The organism is Acidovorax sp. GW821-FHT09A11, assembly GCF_059418365.1.
Genome location: NZ_JBWKPS010000003.1, coordinates 390,650 through 409,395 on the forward strand (window position 1 = coordinate 390,650; position 18,746 = coordinate 409,395).

Annotated in this window: 15 protein-coding genes; 10 read left to right on the forward strand and 5 right to left on the reverse strand. The window is 67.1% G+C overall.

The window, feature by feature from the left end:
• The first annotated feature begins 99 nt into the window (after positions 1-99).
• Together AC07PV_RS09435 and AC07PV_RS09440 are read left to right on the forward strand one after the other, a co-directional pair.
• Positions 100-1,644, forward strand: coding sequence for a YifB family Mg chelatase-like AAA ATPase (locus tag AC07PV_RS09435; RefSeq protein WP_492254367.1), 1,545 nt, complete (start codon positions 100-102; stop codon positions 1,642-1,644).
• A gap of 155 nt (positions 1,645-1,799) precedes the next feature.
• Positions 1,800-2,300: a MarR family winged helix-turn-helix transcriptional regulator gene (locus tag AC07PV_RS09440; RefSeq protein WP_218296611.1), complete on the forward strand. Its 501-nt coding sequence runs from the start codon at positions 1,800-1,802 to the stop codon at positions 2,298-2,300.
• 29 nt (positions 2,301-2,329) lie between these two features.
• Here the strand turns inward: AC07PV_RS09440 and AC07PV_RS09445 are convergent, their stop codons facing one another.
• The 3 genes from AC07PV_RS09445 to AC07PV_RS09455 all read right to left on the reverse strand — a co-directional run bounded on the left by AC07PV_RS09445 (position 2,330) and on the right by AC07PV_RS09455 (position 6,455).
• Positions 2,330-3,904, reverse strand: coding sequence for an acyl CoA:acetate/3-ketoacid CoA transferase (locus tag AC07PV_RS09445; RefSeq protein WP_494630055.1), 1,575 nt, complete (start codon positions 3,902-3,904; stop codon positions 2,330-2,332).
• An 82-nt stretch (positions 3,905-3,986) separates the two neighbouring features.
• The gene (locus tag AC07PV_RS09450; protein ID WP_494630057.1) at positions 3,987-5,240 is read right to left on the reverse strand and encodes a thiolase family protein; all 1,254 of its coding nucleotides are present in this window, start codon (positions 5,238-5,240) and stop codon (positions 3,987-3,989) included.
• A 3-nt stretch (positions 5,241-5,243) separates the two neighbouring features.
• Entirely contained in the window at positions 5,244-6,455 is a 1,212-nt protein-coding gene (locus AC07PV_RS09455) for a thiolase family protein (RefSeq protein ID WP_494630059.1), read from the reverse strand.
• A gap of 157 nt (positions 6,456-6,612) precedes the next feature.
• Between AC07PV_RS09455 and AC07PV_RS09460 the strand changes: the two genes are divergently transcribed.
• From AC07PV_RS09460 to AC07PV_RS09495, 8 genes are all read left to right on the forward strand, one after another.
• Positions 6,613-7,398 (forward strand): crotonase/enoyl-CoA hydratase family protein, encoded by a 786-nt coding sequence (locus tag AC07PV_RS09460; RefSeq protein ID WP_494630060.1) that lies wholly within the window; start codon positions 6,613-6,615, stop codon positions 7,396-7,398.
• Positions 7,399-7,450: 52 nt separating this feature from the next.
• Complete coding sequence (locus tag AC07PV_RS09465) at positions 7,451-9,319, forward strand: feruloyl-CoA synthase (protein WP_494630062.1); 1,869 nt, start codon at positions 7,451-7,453, stop codon at positions 9,317-9,319.
• Positions 9,320-9,361: 42 nt separating this feature from the next.
• The gene (locus AC07PV_RS09470; protein ID WP_492254364.1) at positions 9,362-10,147 is read left to right on the forward strand and encodes an SDR family NAD(P)-dependent oxidoreductase; all 786 of its coding nucleotides are present in this window, start codon (positions 9,362-9,364) and stop codon (positions 10,145-10,147) included.
• 212 nt (positions 10,148-10,359) lie between these two features.
• On the forward strand, positions 10,360-11,349 hold the full coding sequence (locus AC07PV_RS09475) for a Bug family tripartite tricarboxylate transporter substrate binding protein (RefSeq protein ID WP_494630064.1): 990 nt from the start codon (positions 10,360-10,362) through the stop codon (positions 11,347-11,349).
• 310 nt (positions 11,350-11,659) lie between these two features.
• The gene (locus tag AC07PV_RS09480; RefSeq protein WP_494630065.1) at positions 11,660-13,414 is read left to right on the forward strand and encodes an acyl-CoA dehydrogenase family protein; all 1,755 of its coding nucleotides are present in this window, start codon (positions 11,660-11,662) and stop codon (positions 13,412-13,414) included.
• Positions 13,415-13,537: 123 nt separating this feature from the next.
• The gene (locus tag AC07PV_RS09485) at positions 13,538-15,250 is read left to right on the forward strand and encodes a tannase/feruloyl esterase family alpha/beta hydrolase (RefSeq protein WP_494630067.1); all 1,713 of its coding nucleotides are present in this window, start codon (positions 13,538-13,540) and stop codon (positions 15,248-15,250) included.
• A 470-nt stretch (positions 15,251-15,720) separates the two neighbouring features.
• Complete coding sequence (locus AC07PV_RS09490) at positions 15,721-16,035, forward strand: hypothetical protein (RefSeq protein WP_218296601.1); 315 nt, start codon at positions 15,721-15,723, stop codon at positions 16,033-16,035.
• Positions 16,036-16,195: 160 nt separating this feature from the next.
• Positions 16,196-16,615, forward strand: coding sequence for a hypothetical protein (locus AC07PV_RS09495; RefSeq protein ID WP_218296600.1), 420 nt, complete (start codon positions 16,196-16,198; stop codon positions 16,613-16,615).
• A 307-nt stretch (positions 16,616-16,922) separates the two neighbouring features.
• Here AC07PV_RS09495 and AC07PV_RS09500 read toward each other — a convergent pair whose 3' ends face one another.
• Together AC07PV_RS09500 and pobA are read right to left on the reverse strand one after the other, a co-directional pair.
• Entirely contained in the window at positions 16,923-17,087 is a 165-nt protein-coding gene (locus AC07PV_RS09500; protein ID WP_369641091.1) for a hypothetical protein, read from the reverse strand.
• Positions 17,088-17,503: 416 nt separating this feature from the next.
• Complete coding sequence (pobA, locus tag AC07PV_RS09505; RefSeq protein ID WP_494630069.1) at positions 17,504-18,676, reverse strand: 4-hydroxybenzoate 3-monooxygenase; 1,173 nt, start codon at positions 18,674-18,676, stop codon at positions 17,504-17,506.
• Positions 18,677-18,746 lie beyond the last annotated feature (70 nt).

Consider the following 18,746-nt stretch of genomic DNA (forward strand, 5'->3'; position numbering starts at 1 on the left):
CAGCACCGTGCCACGGCCATACGCACGCTATTGGTGCATGGCGCCAAGGGCCCGCGCGGGAACGCCATAAAACGCACCCATCTGGGGAGGAATCGCTTCATGAGTCTTGCTTTGGTGCAAAGCCGCGCCCTTCTGGGGCTGCAGGCGCCGTCCGTCACTGTCGAAGTGCACCTGGCCAACGGCCTGCCCAGCTTCACCCTGGTGGGCCTTGCCGAAGTGGAAGTGAAGGAAGCGCGCGAGCGCGTGCGGTCGGCACTGCAGAACGCGGGGCTGGAGTTCCCCCACAACAAGCGGATCACCGTCAACCTCGCCCCCGCCGACCTGCCCAAGGATTCCGGCCGGTTCGACCTGCCGATCGCGCTGGGCATCCTGGCGGCCAGCGGGCAGCTGGACGGCGCCCGCCTGCCGGGGCACGAATTCGCGGGCGAGCTGTCGCTGTCGGGCGAACTGCGGCCGGTGCGCGGCGCGCTGGCCACGAGCCTCGCGCTGCAGACGCAGCAGATCAGCGCCGTGCTGGTGCTGCCGCCCGGCAGCGCCGAAGAGGCCGCCCTCGTGCCCGCCGCGCAGGTGGTGCGCGCCCGGCACCTGCTGGACGTGGTGCGCGCCTTCCTGCCACCGGGCAACGCCGCGGCGGGCGATGCCTCCGTGGACAACGATGGCTGGACCCGCCTGCAAGCCACGCCGATGGCGGCCGCAGCCGCCTCCCTGGACATGGCCGACGTGAAAGGCCAGGCCACGGCCAAGCGCGCGCTGGAGATCGCGGCCGCCGGAGCCCACAGTGTCCTGATGGCCGGCCCGCCGGGCTCGGGCAAGTCCATGCTGGCCCTGCGCTTTGCCGGGCTGCTGCCGGCCATGACGGTGGACGAGGCGCTGGAGAGCGCAGCGATCGCCAGCCTGGCCGGGCGGTTCCGCCCCGAACTGTGGGGGCAGCGGCCCACGGGCACGCCCCACCATACGGCCAGCGCGGTGGCCCTTGTCGGAGGTGGATCGCCGCCCCGGCCGGGCGAAATCTCGCTGGCCCACCACGGCGTCCTCTTCCTCGACGAGCTGCCGGAATTTCCCCGTGCCGCCCTCGAGGCGCTGCGCGAGCCGCTGGAGACGGGCCACATCACCATCTCGCGGGCCGCGCAGCGCGCGGACTTCCCCGCGCGCTTTCAGATGATCGCGGCGATGAACCCCTGCCCGTGCGGCTTTCTCGGGTCCACGCAACGCGCGTGCCGCTGCACGCCCGACCAGATCAACCGCTACCAGGGCAAGCTCAGCGGCCCGCTGCTGGACCGCATCGACCTGCATGTGGAGGTGCCCGCCCTCCCCGCCGAGCAACTGGTGCAGGCCCCCGCGGGCGAGCCCACCGCCGCCATCCGCGGGCGGGTGGAACATGCCCGCGCCCTGGCGCTGGCGCGGCAGGGCAAGGCCAACCAGGCGTTGCAGGGCCAGGAGATCGACACGCACCTGCGGCTGGACGATGCGGCCGCCAGATTCCTGAACACCGCCGCCGCGCGGCTGGGATGGTCGGCCCGCAGCACGCACCGTGCGCTGAAGGTGGCGCGCACCATCGCCGACCTGGCGGGCTCGCCCACCACCGAGGTCATCCATGTGGCCGAGGCCGTGCAATACCGCCGCGTGCTGCGCAGCCCCGCTTGAGGCGGGTGGAGCCGCGTTTTTCGATTTCTCGATATAGCTATATTTTTAATAGCAAAAGATGTATATAAAATAAGCGGCAGCGGCGAAAGGGAGTCAGAAAGTGGTCTTGCCCGATGCGTCGCCAAACCCGACCTTGCTCCGGCAACCATCGCCCCATGTCCAGCGCCCGCCCCTTCAAAAACCCACCGCCCCCCGCCACCGCGCTCTCCACGCCGGAGGCCGTGGACACCAGCTTCCTGCGCACGCTGGTGGGCTACAACGCGCGCCGTGCGTCGCTGGCGGTCATCGAGGTGTTCATGGAGCGCATGGCGGTGTACCGCCTGAAGGTGGTGGAGTTTTCCGTGCTGTCGCTGGTGGCCCACAACCCGGGCATCACCTCGCGCCAGCTGTGCGCCACGCTCAATGTACTGCCGCCCAACCTGGTGGGGCTGATCGCCGCGCTGGAGCGGCGCGGGCTGATCGAGCGCCGCCCGCACCCCAGCGACGGGCGCGCCATGGGCGTGCACCTCACGCCCGCGGGGGTGGAGCTGACCGCGCAGGCCGAGGAGACCGCCGCCCAGCTGGAAGTGGACGCCACGGCGGGCCTGACCGCCGCCGAGCGCAAGACGCTGATCCGGTTGCTGCAGAAGGTCTATTCGCCGGACCCCGCCTCCTGAGAGCCCGCGCAGGGTTGCTCCGTTCCGTATCAGGCAGCGGACCCGGCCTTGGCGGCCATTGCCTGCGCCAGCCCGCCCCACTGGGCACGGAACAGGCCCGGGTCCATCATCTTCACATCGCGCATCAGGGGCTTGAACCCCATGTGCGCCAGCACGTCGCGTTCCAGGTCGATGCCCGGCGCGATCTCGGTCAGCTCCAGGCCCTCGGTGGTCAGGTGGAACACGGCGCGCTCGGTGACGAACAGCACGTTCTGCTCGCGCTGCGCGGCGTCCAGCCCGTTGAAGGTGATCTGCTCGACCTTCTCGATGAACTTGCGCGAGCGGCCTTCCTTGACGATGGTGAGCTGGCCGTCGGCCACCTGCACCTCCAGCCCGCCCGCGGTGAAGGTGCCGCAGAACACCAGGTGCTTGGTGGACCGCGTGATGTTCACGAAGCCGCCGCAGCCCACGGGCCGGCCGTTGAACTTGCTCACGTTCACGTTGCCGTGGTTGTCGGCCTGCGCCAGGCCCAGGAAGCTCGCGTCCAGCCCGCCGCCGTCATAGAAGTCGAACTGCAGCGACTGCTCGATGATGGCGTCGGCGTTGTAGGCCGTGCCGAAGTCGCCCAGCTGCGCCGGGATGCCGCCGGTGATGCCGCTTTCCACGCTCAGCGTGAACTGGTCGGACACGCCCTCTTCCGCCGCCACCGACGGCACGCCGGCCGGGATGCCGATACCCAGGTTGGTGATGGCGCCGGGCGTGAGCTCCAGCGCCGTGCGGCGCGCGATCACCTTGCGCTCGTCCAGCGGCATGGGCGCCAGCGAGTTGAGCGGCACGCGCACATCGCCGCACAGCGCGGGGTTGAACTGCGTGGTGATGGTCTGCATGTGGTTCTCGGGCTGGCTGACCACCACGTAGTCCACCGACACGCCCGGCACCTTGACCGACTTGGGGTGCAGGCTGCCCGCCTTGACGATGCGCTCCACCTGCGCGATCACGATGCCGCCGCAGGCCTTGGCCGCGTGGGCGATGTTGATCTGCTCGAGCAGCACGCCTTCCTTGTCCAGCGTGATGTTGCCGTTCTCATCCGCCAGCGTGCCGCGGATGATGGCCACGTCGACCTTGGGCGCGGGGTAGAACAGCCATTCCTCGCCGTTGAACTCGACGAGCTTGACCAGGTCTTCGGTGGACTTGCTGTTGAGCTTGCCGCCTTCGATGCGGGGGTCCACGAACGTGCCCAGGCCCACCTTGGTCAGCAGCCCGGGGCTGCGGCTGGCGATGTGGCGCGTGAGGTGCGACAGGCTGCCCTGCGGGAAGTTGTACGCCTCCACCTCGCCGTCGAAGACCATCTTCATCATCTCGGCGCCGGTCTGGCCGAAGTGGCCCGCCACGGTGCGCTTGATCATGCCCGGGTGGGCAAAGTGCACCATGCCCGCGTCCTTGCTGTTGCCGATGGCGCCGCAGGCCCAGGTGGTCACGTTCTTCGGGTGTCCGGTGTCGAGGAAATTCTTTTCCACGCCCTTGAGCACTTCCTCGGGCAGGCTGGAGACGGCCAGGCCGCCCAGGAAGATGGTGGCGTTGTCGGGGATCAGGGCCCCGGCCTGGGCTGCGGTGATGATTTTCATGGTGACCTTCAATTGAACACTATTGCTTCGATAGCTGCTCGCGCTTATCCCATAAGCGCTTGAGCCCTGTTTCTCTTAAATTTCAAGCATCCGGGTTCTCGATGAGCAAGGCAATGCCCTGCCCGCCGCCCACGCAGGCACTCGAGATGCCGTAGCGCAGGCCGCGCCGGCGCAGCTCGCGCGCCAGGGTCACCGTCAGGCGCACGCCGGTGGCGGCCAAGGGGTGGCCCAGCGCAATCGCGCCGCCGTTCACGTTGAGCTTGTCGCGGTCCAGGCCCAGTTCGCGCTCCACGGCGATGGTCTGCGCGCCCTGCGCTTCGTTGATTTCAAACAGGCCGATGTCCTCCAGCGTGAGCCCGGTGCGCGCCAGCAGCGCGCGGATGGCGGGGGCCGGGCCGATGCCCATGTACTCGGGCGCCACGCCCACCGCTGCCGCACCGCGCAGGCGCGCCAGGGGTTTCAGGCCGCGCCGCTGCACATAGGCATCGCTGGCCACCACGGCGCCCACGGCCGCGTCCACCAGGGCCGAGCTGTTGCCCGCCGTCTGCACGCCACCGGGGTACACCGTGCGCAGCCCCGCCAGGGCCTCAATGGGGGAGGGGCGCGGGTGCGTGTCGCGATCGAGCTGCGCCACCTTGCGCGGCAGCGTGATGCCGCGCGTGGCGTAGCCTGCCAGCTCGAACTTCTCGCTCGTCACCGGCACGATCTCGCCGGCCAGAAAGCCGTCGGCCTGGGCTTGCAGCGCCCGCTCGAACGAGCGCGCCGCGTACGCGTCCACGTCTTCGCGGGTGATGCCGTATTTTTTGGCCAGGTTCTCGGCGGTCTCGATCATCGTGACGGGGCCGGCGGTGTCAATCAGCGCCTCCATCAGGAAGTCCTTGAACTCCACCGGCGCACCGAGCTTGAAGCCCGTGCGGTGCGTGTACGCGGCAATGGGGTTGCGCGTCATGGACTCGGTGCCCACCACCAGCGCCACGTCGGCATAGCCCAGCGCGATCTGGTCGGCGGCCTGGCGAAACAGCTCGAAGCCCGTGCCGCAGATGCGCTGCACCAGGATGGCCGGCACCGCTTGCGGCACGCCCGCGTACAGGCCGATGTGGCGCGGCAGCACGAAGGCGTCGAAGTCGGCCTGCGCCATCGACCCGGTGATGACCGAGTTCACGTCGGTGGCGGGCACGCCGCTTTTCTCCAGCACGGCCCGGGCAACCTTGATGCCCATGTCGGTGGGCGACACATGGCCCAGCGGGCCGCAGTAATCCACCATGGGCGTGCGCACGCCGTCCACCAGCCAGGCGTTGAGCGGGGCAGAAAAGGAATGTTCGGTGCTTGTCGTCATGGCTCAGGCTTTCTGTGTGGTGGTGTCGGTCACGCGCAGCACGGTGGCGTAGCCGGTGTCGCCCGCCGCACAGCCGGTGAACAGGCCCACGCCGCCGCCGCGCAGCACCAGCTCTTCGATCAGTTCGATGATGGCGCGCAAGCCGGTGGGCGCCTGCGGGTGGCCCCAGATGATGGAGCTGCCGTAGTTGTTCATGCGCTCCCAGGCAAAGCCGGTGTCGCGCGCCAGCGCGATGTCGTTCACCGCAAACGGGTTGTGCGTCTTGATGGCGTGCACGTCGGCGATGGACAGGCCTGCGTGCTTCAAGGCGTTGAACGCCGCCGGCGACGGCGCCATGGGCATGAAGCCGGCCTCCACGCGCGCCATGCCGAAGCCCAGGATCTCGACCTCGATGCCGGGGTCGGTGGCCACGGCGCGGGCGCGGTCACGCGTGGTGACGATGGCGCCCGCATTGCCGTCGGCCGGGTGCGTCTGGCCGCCGAAGGTCACGGTGCCGCCTTCTTTGACCGGCTTGAGCCTGGCCAGGCCTTCGGCGGTGGTGGGGAAGATGCCTTCGTCGGCGCTGAGCGTGCCGGTCTGCTTGCGGAATTTCGAGTCGGTGACCGGCACATCGGCCATGTAGCGCTTCTGGAAGGCGCGGTCGTCGGCCAGCGCCGCCTGGTACTGCGTGTAGCGGTGCAGCTTGAGCGCGTGCTGCTCTTCGGTGGTGATGCCGTAGCGCGCCGCCACGTTTTCGCCCGTCTGCAGCATGGGGTTCTTGGCGTAGGGGTCGTGGCCCATGTTGTCGGGCACCCAGTGCTCGGTGATGCCATAGCCGCCGGTGCCGCTCGAATCGGGGTAGTACACCACCGGCCCGTTGGACTGGCGGTCAGCCATCACCAAGAGCGCGCTGGTGGCCGTGCCGCAGGCCACCTCTTGCGCGGCCATCTGCAGCGCGCGCACACTGGTGGCGCAGGCCTGCTGCACCGTGGGGCCCGCCACGCGGTCGATGCCCATGAGGCCGGTGACCCAGGGCAGGCCGTAGAAGCTGCCCTTCTGCGGGTTGGTGATGCCGAGGATCGCCAGGTCCACCGCCGCCAGGTCGTACCCGCGCGCGGCCAGCGCCTGCTTGCCCACCGTGGCCGCCAGCGGCAGCGCGTTGAGGTTGGCCAGCGAGCCCTGCCACTTGGCGAACGGGGACGACCAGTAAATGCCGTAGGGGATGAAGGCGTTCATGACGGTTCCTTGCTGTGAATCGGTGCCATTTTAGTTATTTATCATAATCATATGAGCACCCAGAAAAGCTAGGGAAAGCACCTAGCAAAGACCGCCTCCATGGCCTTGTTTTAGTTATTTTTGATAACCATAATTTCTCCAACTCACCTCGATGACCATGACCAAGCACTCCGACATCTCCCTCGAAATCCGCGGCGAACGCGAGGACATCGCGGTCATCCGCCTCGCCCGCCCCGCCAAGCGCAATGCCCTGAACGACGGCCTGATCCTGGCGCTGCGGGACGTGATGGACAACCTGCCCGCCACCGTGGGCGCGGCCGTGATCGATGGCGAAGGCGAGCACTTCTGCTCGGGCCTGGACCTGTCCGAACTCAAGGAGCGCGATGCGGGCCAGGGCCTGCACCACTCGCGCATGTGGCATGCGGCGCTGGACCGCGTGCAGTTCGGCCCCGTGCCCGTGGTGGCCGCGCTGCACGGCGCGGTGGTGGGCGGGGGCCTGGAGCTGGCCAGCGCCTGCCACATCCGCGTGGCCGACGAGTCCACCTTCTACGCGCTGCCCGAGGGCTCGCGCGGCATCTTCGTGGGCGGCGGCGGCGCGGTGCGCATTCCGCGCCTGATCGGCACGGCGCGCATGACCGACATGATGATGACCGGCCGCGTCTACAACGCGGTGGACGGCGAGCGCGTGGGCTTTGCGCAGTACCTCGTGCCCACCGGCACGGCGTTCGACAAGGCCTTCGAGCTGGCCCAGCGCATTGCGCAGAACGCGCCGCTGACCAACTACGCGCTGATGCACGCGCTGCCGCGCATTGCCGAGCAGCCGTCGGACCAGGGCCTGATGACCGAAGCCATGATGGCCGCCATCGCCCAGAGCGCCCCCGAGGCCAAGGCCCGCGTGCGCGCCTTCCTGGACGGCAAGGCTGCCAAGGTCAAGAAGGACTGACACGCGCGGTCCGCCACTGCGCATCCAGCCAGCCCCACCGAGACGCTTTTCCATGACGGCAACCAACCCTTCTCCCCGCTACCGGCCGCTGCGCTTCGGCGTGACCGAAGTCAGCACCCGCCGGACAGACGACGGCGTGGTCTACGTGCGGGCCACGCAAGACCTGGCGCCCTACCCCGTGCGGCTCACGGACCGCCTGGCGCACTGGGCGCATGTGGCGCCCGACCGCACCTGGATGGCCCAGCGCGTGAAGAACGCCGACGGCAGCCTGGGCGAGTGGCGCCACGTCACCTACGGCCAGGCCTGGCAGGCCGCGCGCAGCATTGCCCAGGCCTTGCTCGACATGCACCTGGGCGCCGAGCGCCCCGTGGCCATCCTGAGCGAAAACGACCTGGACCACGCGCTGCTGTCGCTGGGCTGCCTGGTGGCCGGCGTGCCGCAGTGCACCGTCTCCACCGCGTACTCCACCATCAGCCAGGACTTCGACAAGCTGCGCCATGTGCTGGACACGCTGACCCCCGGCCTGGTGTTCGCCAGCGACGCCGCGCGCTTTGCGCGCGCCATCGAGGCCACCGTGGCCGACGACGTGAAGGTAGTGCTGGGCACCGGCAGCATGCCGGGCCGCAGCACCGTGGCCTTCCGCGACCTGCTGGCCACCCCTGCCACGCCCGCCGTGGATGCGGCGCACGGCGCCATCACCGCCGACAGCATCGCCAAGTTCATGTTCACCTCGGGCTCCACCAAGCTGCCCAAGGCCGTGATCGTGACGCACGGCATGTGGGCCGCCAACCTGCAGCAGATGAACCAGTCGATGCCGGTGCTGGCCGAGGAGCCCCTGGTGCTGGTGGACTGGCTGCCGTGGAACCACACCTTCGGCGGCAACCACAACTTCGGCATCGTCATCTACAACGGCGGCACGCTGTACCTGGACGAAGGCAAGCCCACGCCCAAGGGCATGGCCGAGACCATCCGCAACCTGCGCGAGATCGCGCCCACGGTGTACTTCAACGTGCCCACGGGTTTCGAGGTGATCGCGCAGACCATGAAGACGGACGACCTGCTGCGCAAGAACCTGCTCAGCCGCGTGAAGATGTTCTTCTTTGCCGCCGCCGCGCTGTCACAGCCCATCTGGGACTCGCTGTTCGAGAGCGCCGAGCGCGAGGTGGGCGAGCGCATCGTGATGAACACGGGCCTGGGCATGACCGAGGGCTGCCCCTTCTGCGTGGCCGTGAACAGCCCCGACGTGCAGGCCGGCGACATCGGCGTGCCCACGCCGGGGCTCGAACTCAAGCTCGTGCCGGTGGACGGCAAGGTCGAGGTGCGCTACCGCGGCCCCAACATCACGCCCGGCTACTGGCGCAATGCCGAGGCCACGCGCGACGCCTTCGATGAAGAGGGCTTCTACTGCTCGGGCGATGCCGTGAAATGGATCGACGAGACCGACCCGAACAAGGGCCTGAAGTTCGACGGCCGCATTGCCGAGGACTTCAAGCTCAGTACCGGCACCTTCGTGAGCGTGGGCCCCATGCGCGCCAAGATCATCGCGGCCTGCGCTCCCTACGTGCAGGACGCGGTCATCACCGGCATCAACCTGAAAGAGATCGGCGCGCTGCTGGTGCCCACCCCCACCATCCGCACACTCAGCGACCTGCCCGAGAGCGCCAGCCTGCACGAGGTGCTGGCCAGCGCCCCGGTGCAGCAGCACTTCCAGCAGGTGCTGGACAGGCTTGCGGCCGAGTCCACCGGCAGCGCCACCCGCGTGGCCCGCGCGCACCTGATGGCCGAGCCGCCCTCGCTCGATAAGGGCGAGATCACCGACAAGGGCTCCATCAACCAGCGCGCCGTGCTGCAACACCGCGCGGATGTGGTGGACGCACTGCACGGCGGCACGCTGCCCGGCACGCTGGTGCCGCGCCGCTGAACGCCAAAGAAACACCCCACATTTTTCTCAAGGACACACAGCATGGACATCCAAGGACAAGCCGCCATCGTGACCGGCGGCGCATCGGGCCTCGGTGAAGCCACCGCCCGCGAACTCGCCCGCCTGGGCGCCAAGGTCGCCGTGCTCGACCGCAATGCCGAGCTGGCCGAGAAGGTGGCGGCCGACATTGGCAAGGAATTTGGCAACGGCTGCGCCGTGGCGTGCGCCTGCGACATCACCGACCCCGCCAGCGTCACCGCTGCGCTGGAGAAGGCCGCCGCCGCCCACGGCCCCGCGCGCATCCTGATGAACGTGGCCGGCATCGGCAGCGCCAAGCGCATCGTGCAGCGCGACGGAAGCGCCGCGCCGCTGGAAGACTTCACGCGCGTGGTCACCATCAACCTGATCGGCAGCTACAACGTGAGCCGCCTGTTCGCCGCCGCCTGCGCCAAGCTGGAGCCCCTGCCCAATGGCGAGCGCGGCGTGATGATGTTCACCGCCTCGGCCGCCGCGTTCGACGGCCAGGTGGGCCAGCAGGCCTACAGCGCCTCCAAGGGCGGCCTGGTGGGCATGACGCTGCCCATGGCGCGCGACCTGGCGCAGCACGGCATCCGGGTGTGCACCGTGGCGCCCGGCCTGTTCGCCACGCCGCTGATGAAGGAGTTGCCCGAGGCCGTGCAGCAGTCGCTGGCCGCGAGCATCCCCTTCCCGCCGCGCCTGGGCAAGCCCGAGGAGTTTGCCGAGCTGGCCTGCCACATCGTCACCAACGGGCACCTGAACGGCGAGGTGATCCGCCTCGATGGTGCCCTGCGCATGGCGCCACGGTAATGCACCCCCTGAGTCGCTTCGCGCCTTCCCCCTCTCCTGCGGGAGGGGGACGCCACCGGTGGCCTGGCAAAGCCAGTTCCACGGTGGCGCTGGCTTGGGCAGCGCCAGTTTCTTGCGCCCCGGGAGGCACCGCACAACTGATAACGAGAGGGTGTGCGAACACCCCGGTTGATTTTTGAGATGTCCGTCAGATACACACCAGGAGACAAACCATGACCACCACACGCCGTCAATTCGTTCAGGCCCTTGGCGCCAGCGCCGCATTGGGCGCCCTGCACCCCTTCGCCGCCCATGCGCAGGTGGACCAGGTCAAGGTGTATTTCGGCTTTCCGGCCGGCAGCTCGGGCGACACCGTGGCGCGGCGCGTGGCCGAAAAATGGGGTGGCTCGGCGTTCAGCAAGAACGCCGGCGTGGTGGAAAACAAGCCCGGCGCGGGCGGGCGCATTGCGCTGGAGACCCTGAAGGGAGCCCCCGCTGACGGCTCGGTGCTGGCGGTGGCGCAGGTGTCGGCCCTGGCCAACTACCCGCACATCTACAGCAAGATGAACTACACCGACAAGGACTTCGCGCCCGTGTCGATCGCGGCCATCATGCACCACGGCCTGGCCGTGGGCCCCATGGTGCCCGCCAGCGTCAAGACGGTGAAGGACTTCCTGGCCTGGGCCAAGGCCAACCCGAAGGACGCGAGCTACGGCTCGCCCGGCGCGGGCTCCACGCCCCACTTCCTGGGCGCGCTCTTGGGCATCAACAGCGGCGTGGACCTGCGCCACGTGCCCTACCGCGGCTCCATCCCCGGCGTGACGGACGTCGTGGGCGGCCAGGTGGCGGCCATGGTCACGCCACACGGCGACTTCATCGCCAACTACAAGGCGGGCAAGCTGCGCATCCTGGCCACCTCGGGCCCCAAGCGTTCGCAGTACGTTCCTGATGTGCCCACGTTTGCCGAGCAGGGCTTCCCCGAGCTGACGACCGAGGAATGGTTTGGCTTCTACGCCCCCGCCGCCACGCCCAAGCCGGTGATCGCCGCCGCCAACGCCGCCATCAACGCAGCCCTGAAGGAAAAGTCGGTCATCGACAGCCTGGCCATCGTGGGCCTGATGCCCCACGGCTCCACGCCCGAGGAGCAGGCGCGCTGGCAGAAGGCCGAGTACGACACCTGGGGTCCGCTGATCAAGAAGATCGGCTTCACCGCGGATTCCTGAGCTCCCCCTGAGCGGCTTCGCCGCTTCCCCCTGAGGGGGACGCCACCCGTGGCCTGGCAAAGCCAGCTCCACGGTGGCGCTGGCCGGGGCCGCGCCGGCATCACGGGCAGTGCGCAACGCGGCGGGAGGGCGCGCAGCCATTCCCCACCCGTTCAGGCTGAGCCTGTCGAAGCCTGGGCATGCCACCCGCGCAGCCCGTTCGACCGGATCAGGGTGAACGGGCTGCCGCTGGCTGACCAGGATTCCAAGCAAAAACAGCCGCTACCGCGCGTCCATCAAGCGCCAATAGCTATCAGAACAAGAGCAAACCATGCAAGCACGCCAGGCCCTTGCCGACATCCAGCATCTGCTGACCCATGTGCTGCAGGCGCCCAGCCGCTGGCAGGCGCTGCCCCCGTTTGCGGACACCGATGGCGAGCTGGCCGCGCAGGTGCTCGACGAAGCCGCCAAGTTTGTGGACAGCGCCATCGCCCCGCTGCAGCGCGGCGGCGACGAAGAAGGCTGCCGCTTCGACGCAGGCCAGGTGCGCACGCCCGCAGGCTTCCGCGACGCCTACCAGGCCTTCTGGCAGGCGGGCTGGCCGTCGCTGTCATGCGCGCCCGAGGACGGCGGCCAGGGCCTGCCTGCGGTGCTCGAATGTGTGCTGTTCGAATGGCTGGCCGGCGCCAACCACGGCTGGACCATGGCCCCCGGCCTGCTGCACGGCGCGTACGAATGCATCAAACACCACGCCAGCGACGAACTCAAGGCGCAATACCTGGAAAAAGTCGCCACCGGCGAATGGCTGGCCACCATGTGCCTGACCGAAGCCCACGCGGGCAGCGACCTGGGCCTGGTGCGCACACGTGGGGTGCCGCAGCCCGATGGCAGCGCGCGGGTGAACGGCAGCAAGATCTTTATCTCCGGCGGCGAGCACGACCTGACCGACAACATCGTGCACCTGGTGCTGGCGCGCCTGCCCGATGCGCCTGCGGGGCCCAAGGGCCTGTCGCTGTTCCTGGTGCCCAAGGTGTTGCCCAATGGCACCCGCAATGCGGTCGTTTGCGAGCGCATTGAAGAAAAAATGGGGCTGCACGGCAGCCCCACCTGCGTGATGCGCTTTGACGACGCCACCGGCTGGCTGGTGGGCGAGCCGAACAAGGGCCTGAACGCCATGTTCGTGATGATGAACGCCGCCCGCCTGCACGTGGGCCTGCAAGGCATCGGCCTGCTGGAGGCCGCGTGGCAAAAGGCCAGTGCCTACGCGGCCGAGCGCCGCCAGATGCGCGCCCCCGGCGCCAAGGACACCAGCCTCATTCAAGACCACCCCGCCATCCGCCGCATCCTGCACACGCAGCGCGCCTGGATCGACGGCGGCCGCGTGCTGGCCTACCACACGGCCCTGCAGCTCGACGTGGCCAAGCACGGCACCGACGCTGCCGCGCGCGCCGCCGCCCAGCGCTGGTGCGCGCTGGTCACGCCCGTGCTCAAGGCCGCGCTCACCGACCAGGGCTTTCACGGCGCCAGCGCCTGCCTGCAGGTGTTTGGCGGCCACGGCTATGTGCGTGAATGGGGCATCGAGCAGATCGTGCGCGACGCGCGCGTGGCCATGATCTACGAGGGCACCAACGAGATCCAGGCCATCGACCTGCTGGTGCGCAAGGTGCTGGCCGATGGCGGCCAGGGCCTGGGCGCCCTGCTGGGCAGCCTGCCCGGCGCGGCCCCCAGCACTGCCGCCAGCGCGCGCCGCCATGCGCTGGTCGAGATCACGCAGGCCCTGGCGGCCGCCGCCCAGTCCGACCCCGAGCTGCCCTACTGGGTGGCCGACGACTACCTGCGCGCCGTGGCGCTGGTGCTGCTGGAATGGGCCTGGGGCCAGATCGGCGCCGCCAGCCCCCGCGAACGCGGGAGCGAACCCACCAGCGCCACGGACCGCTGGACCGCCCCCGCCCAGGCCTTCGCCCTGTGGGTACTGCCCGAATTCGACCTGCGCACCGGCATCCTGCGCCAGCGCATCGCGCACGCCTTGGAATCCAGGGCCCAGGAGGCCACAGGCGCTCAACCCATATGCGCCAGCAGCTCCTGATTCAGTAGCAATCCGCCTTCCGCCGATCTCCCGCCCACAGCGTGTTGAGGCCACGCTGCGGGTTTCCTTGCGCCTCAGAAAAACAGGAGACACACCATGAGCTTGAAAAAAAGAAGGACCAGAATGCGCGCCCATCCCATCGCTTTGTCGGCCGTGACCACGGCCCTGCTCATGGGCTGCGGCGGCTCGTCCGATGCCGCCCTGCCCCAGCTCTCCGCCGCCACACCGGCCCCCCTGCAGTCGTGCGCCACGCTCGCCACCAGTCTGGCCCTGCCCGACACGCGCATCACCTCGGCCGAGCAGGTGCCCGCCGGCCCGCTGACGCTGCAGGGCGTGACCACCCAGGCGCCCGCGCACTGCCTCGTCAAAGGCAAGATGAAAGAGCGCACCGGCCCCGTGGACGGCGCCAGCTACGCCATCGGTTTCGAGATGCGCCTGCCCGTGGCGTGGAACGGCCGCTTTCTGCACCAGGCCAACGGCGGACTCGACGGCAGCGTGGTCACCGCGCTGGGCTCGGTGAGCGGCGCCGCGCCGGTGGCCCCCGGCCTGGTGCAGGGCTTTGCGGTGCTCAGCTCCGACGCAGGCCATGGCGCGCCCACTCCCTTCTTCGGCGTGGACCCGCAGGCCCGGCTGGACTACGGCTACCAGGCCGTGGGCACCCTCACCCCCATGGCCAAGAACCTCATCAAGAGCGCCTACGGCAAGGCGCCCGACCGCTCGTACCTGGCCGGCTGCTCCAACGGCGGCCGCCACGCCATGGTGGGCGCATCGCGCTATGCCGACCAGTACGACGGCATCCTGGCGGGCAACCCCGGCTTTCACCTGCCCAAGGCCGCCACCACGCAGCTGTGGAAGGCCCAGCAATACGCCAAGGTATCCACCAAGGACGCCACCACCGGCCTGCCCGACCTGAACACGGCCGTGAGCCCCGCCGAGTTCAAGCTCATCGGCAGCAAGATCGTCGCCCAATGCGACGCGCTGGACGGCGTGGCTGACGGCCAGGTCAACGACGTGGCCGCCTGCCAGGCCGCCTTCAACCTGCAGACCGACGTGCCCACCTGCACCGGCGCGCGCGACGGTTCGTGCATCACCAGCGAGCAAAAGGGTGTGCTGGCCAGCATCTTTGCGGGCCCCAGGAACAGCAAGGGCGAGGCGCTGTACACGGGCACCTGGTTCGACCCAGGCATCGCGGGCGCCAACTTCGCGTCCTGGCACTTCGGCTCGCCCGCCACGCGTGACGCAGGTGCTGTGGCCTTCATCTTTACCTCGCCCCCATCCACCGTGGCAGCGTTCACCGCCATCCCCGGCATGCAGTACGCGCTGAACTTCAGCATGGAGACGGACTACCCCAAGATGTTCGCCACCAACACCACGTACACCGAGTTCCCCTGGTCCTACATGACCCCGCCCAACGAAGCCGACCTGAGCACCCTGAAGAACCGGGGCGCCAAGATGATCGTTTTCCACGGCGTGGCCGACGGCGTGTTCTCGCCCATGGACACCGCCAACTGGATGGACCGCCTGCAGGCCAACCACAGCGGCAAGGCCGATGCGTTTGCCCGCCTGTTCCTGGTGCCCGGCATGAACCACTGCTCCGGCGGCCCCGCCACCGATCAGTTCGATATGCTGGCCCCGCTGGTGGCTTGGGTGGAACAAGGCAAGGCACCCGACAGCGTGACGGCCAAGGCGCGCGGCGCAGGCGCCAATGTGGTGAATGCCGAGCTGCCTGCCAGCTGGTCCGCCAACCGCACCCGGCCGCTGTGCGTGTACCCCAAGGTGGCGCGCTACAACGGCACGGGGGATGTGGAGAGTGCGGGCAGTTTCAGCTGCAGGTGATGGGGGATTGAAAGTGCGATGCCCGGCTTGTGCCGGGCTTTTTCATCGGGCGAAGGGGTGACTAGAAGCGCTGCTGCGTGCAGCCCCGGAAGTTCCAGACTTTTGGGCCCGGGCTACACACTAGTGAGAAGCGATTTGCGCAGATTCATTGGCAGCTTTGCAGCGGTTGCTGCCGTTCGCATCTCGGTCACGAATGGGTACTATCGGCCAGAAGCGGACATAGGCGTCATATGGAATTTTTGAGCGCTCCCAGAATTCTCCCCGGACTACCTGGAGTGGGCAATTTCCCGCGCCAATTCAGTGCGACCGGACAAGGTAAGCATCGCGAGGGTCTGGTCGTAGAGTTTTGCGCGGACGAAAGCCGCTGCTGGGTTGGAAATTTTCAGCCAGGTCTCACGAAGTTTTCAGCCGTTTTCGCGGATGGAAGGGGACTTGAAGTAAACGTGCTAGCTGGCGGCCAAGGCTACAGGGTGAACACGGTGACCGGGGAGCTGCTTGAAGAGTTTGGGGGTGACATTGAGTCTGTCCTTGAAGTACCTAGCACTGGATATCTGCTGCTTTGCAGTCCCACAGACTTCGAACTTCGACAAAGGGGCGGAGGCGTCGTTTGGCGCTCGCGCCGCATCTCTTGGGATGGCTTCCGCGATCTATCCCTTCATGACGGTGAGTTGAGAGGCGAAGCATGGATGTTCGACGACACGTGGCACCCCTTTACCGTTTCTCTTGCAACTGGAGCGGTTGAAGGTGGCTCGTACTACGAAGCGCAGCAGGTAGAAGAAAGATGATCGTTTGGGGTTTGCGCAGGCGTCACCTTCGGGCCCTGAACAGTCCATCGCATAGCAGCGGCAAGCCGCCAGTCGATGAGTCCGGCCCTTCATCTACGGGCCTGCACATTGCGCAGGCTATATTGGTCGTTCAACTGTGATTGGTCGAAAAACTAACTCTATGCGTGTCACGCTTGTCGTCAAAAATTTAGCCGTCGCTGCATTGATGGCCTCACCGTTGGCGCTTTCTATTGGATCGGCGTGCTCTGCTTTGATTGCCCCCAATGACACTCGAGAGCCTGCAACAGCTTGGGTGCTCATTGCCCTGGCATCGATGGCAATGGCAATCAATCTTCACCTTTCGTTTTTACGACCTGCGCTGTACGCCAAGCTCCATGGCAAATCAATGAAAGGCTACAAGCATGCTTCTGGGATTCCCCTGGTTGGTTCAATCCTTGCAGCGATTGCAGTTTTAGTCGCCTGGGGAAAGCTGTCGGTAGCTGCCACCAGCTTGCTGATACTTTTTGCCGACACCGGGAGCGTTGTTTGGTTGTTTGCAGCCCTTGCTCGTGACAGATCATTTTGGAGCGAAGACGCTTGACCCGTTATGCGAACTCCGGGCCTGCTGCCGCCGGTGAGCGCGAACATTGAGCGACCGCTTTCTCAAACCGCCAACGGCAGCTACTGGCCGATAGTACTCATTCACGAAAGTGGAGCGTACGTCCGCAACCGGCCTGAAGCGGTCGCCCGTCTGTTACTGTACTTTCGCACTCAATTCGCAAGCTCGATTGCCAGCCGGTTGACAGTGCCGAAGTCACGCCAAGCAACGACATTGGCAGGGCTGGATCCAGGGTGGAGTAGGCGCACGGAGTTGGGTTGACGCAGCTATGACCATCGACAGCAATTAGCTATTGCTCTGACGCGCCCGGTGTGCGTTCAGTCGGCACTGGCGATCTGCTGGCTTCGTTCTTCGCCTTCTTCCCTTGGTCGTAATGCCACTTGATGGCGAAGAACATGCCGGTGCCGAACACGGCCACCTTGAACACAATGAAGACTATCGGGACCCAATCCATCTTTGAGATTTTCCTGGCTGTTGATTGGCAGTCACTACCGTGAAGTGCACTGACTTAAAACGCTGCGTCAGCAGCTTCATCGTGTTCAAGCCATCGTCGAATCTCACATCGACAGCACTGGGCAAATGATCTGAAAACTTGGTGCGATGCTATCGAGCCTGCTGTGCGGGCGTAAGCATCAGTTCTGCCTAAATTTTGCGTAGCAGATGAAGATCGCCGTGCAGGGCAACTGCCTGGAAAGCGGCTTTGTCATTGGGGCTGTGTGTGGCCGCGATGCGCGGGCCGTGGTGCGCGCCGAGAGTGAGCCGACGGATCGCCGGTTGCAATCAACGCCGATGCGGGCACACAAAAAAAGGCCTGGATGAGGGAACCCCATGCAAGCCTTTGATTGGGGTGACAGTGCGAATGCCGGATGCTCAGAACGGCAACCCCACATAGTTCTCCGCCAGCGACCCCAGCGCCTTTTCCGATGAGAACAGATACGCCAGGTCCGTGTCCTGCAGCTTCTGGTCGTAGGCCAGCGAGTCGGGGAAGGTGTGCAGCATGGTCGTCATCCACCATGAGAAGCGCTGGGCCTTCCACACGCGGGCCAGGGCCTTTTCGGAGTATTTGTCGAGGCCGCTGCTGTCGCCATCCTTGTAGTGCGCCACCATGGCGTGATACAGGTAGTAGATGTCCGACGCGGCGCTGTTCAGGCCCCGCGCGCCGGTGGGCGGCACGATGTGGGCGGCGTCGCCCGCCAGGAACAGGTTGCCGTAGCGCATGGGCTCGGCCACGAAGGAGCGCAGGGGGGCGATGGACTTTTCGATGGAGGGGCCGGTGATGAGCTTGGCGGCCACCTCGGCGGGCAGGCGGCGTTTGAGCTCGCCCCAAAAGGCTTCGTCGGACCAGTCTTCCACGTTGTCGGTCAGCGGCACCTGGATGTAGTAGCGGCTCAGCACCTGCGAGCGCAGCGAGCACAGCGCGAAGCCGCGTTCGTGCTTGGCGTAGATCAGCTCGGGCGAGACGGGTTGGGTGCGCGAGAGCACGCCCAGCCAGCCGAAGGGGTACACCTTTTCATACTCCTTGAGCACGTCGCGCGGGATGGACTTGCGGCTCACGCCGTGGAAGCCGTCGGCGCCGATGACGAAGTCGCAGTCGATGCGCACCACCTCGTCGCCTTGGCGGTAGGTCACATACGGGTTGGCGCTTTTGAGGTCGTGCGGCTGCACGTCTTCGGCGTTGTGGATGACGACGCCCTTCATGCGGTCGCGCGCTTCGTACAGGTCACGCGTCAGCTCGGTCTGGCCGTAGACGACCACGGAGCTGCCGCCGCTGTACTTGTGCAAATCGACCCGGTCCATTTGGCCGTCGTGGGCAATGATGAAGCCGTCGTGGATCTCGCCTTCCTTGTCCATGCGCTCGCCGCACTGGGCCTCGCGCATGAGTGCGGCGAAGCCGTGCTCCAGCACGCCGGCGCGGATGCGGCCCAGCACGTATTCGCGGCTTTGGCGCTCCAGCACGATGGTGGCTATGCCCTTGAGGTGCAAGAGCTGCGAGAGCATGAGGCCCGAGGGGCCTCCGCCGATGATGCAGACCTGGGTTTTCATGGTGTCTCCTGGTGTGGTTGGTGCGTTCATGACATGGGTCAAACGGACCACCCAAAGATACGTGGCACAG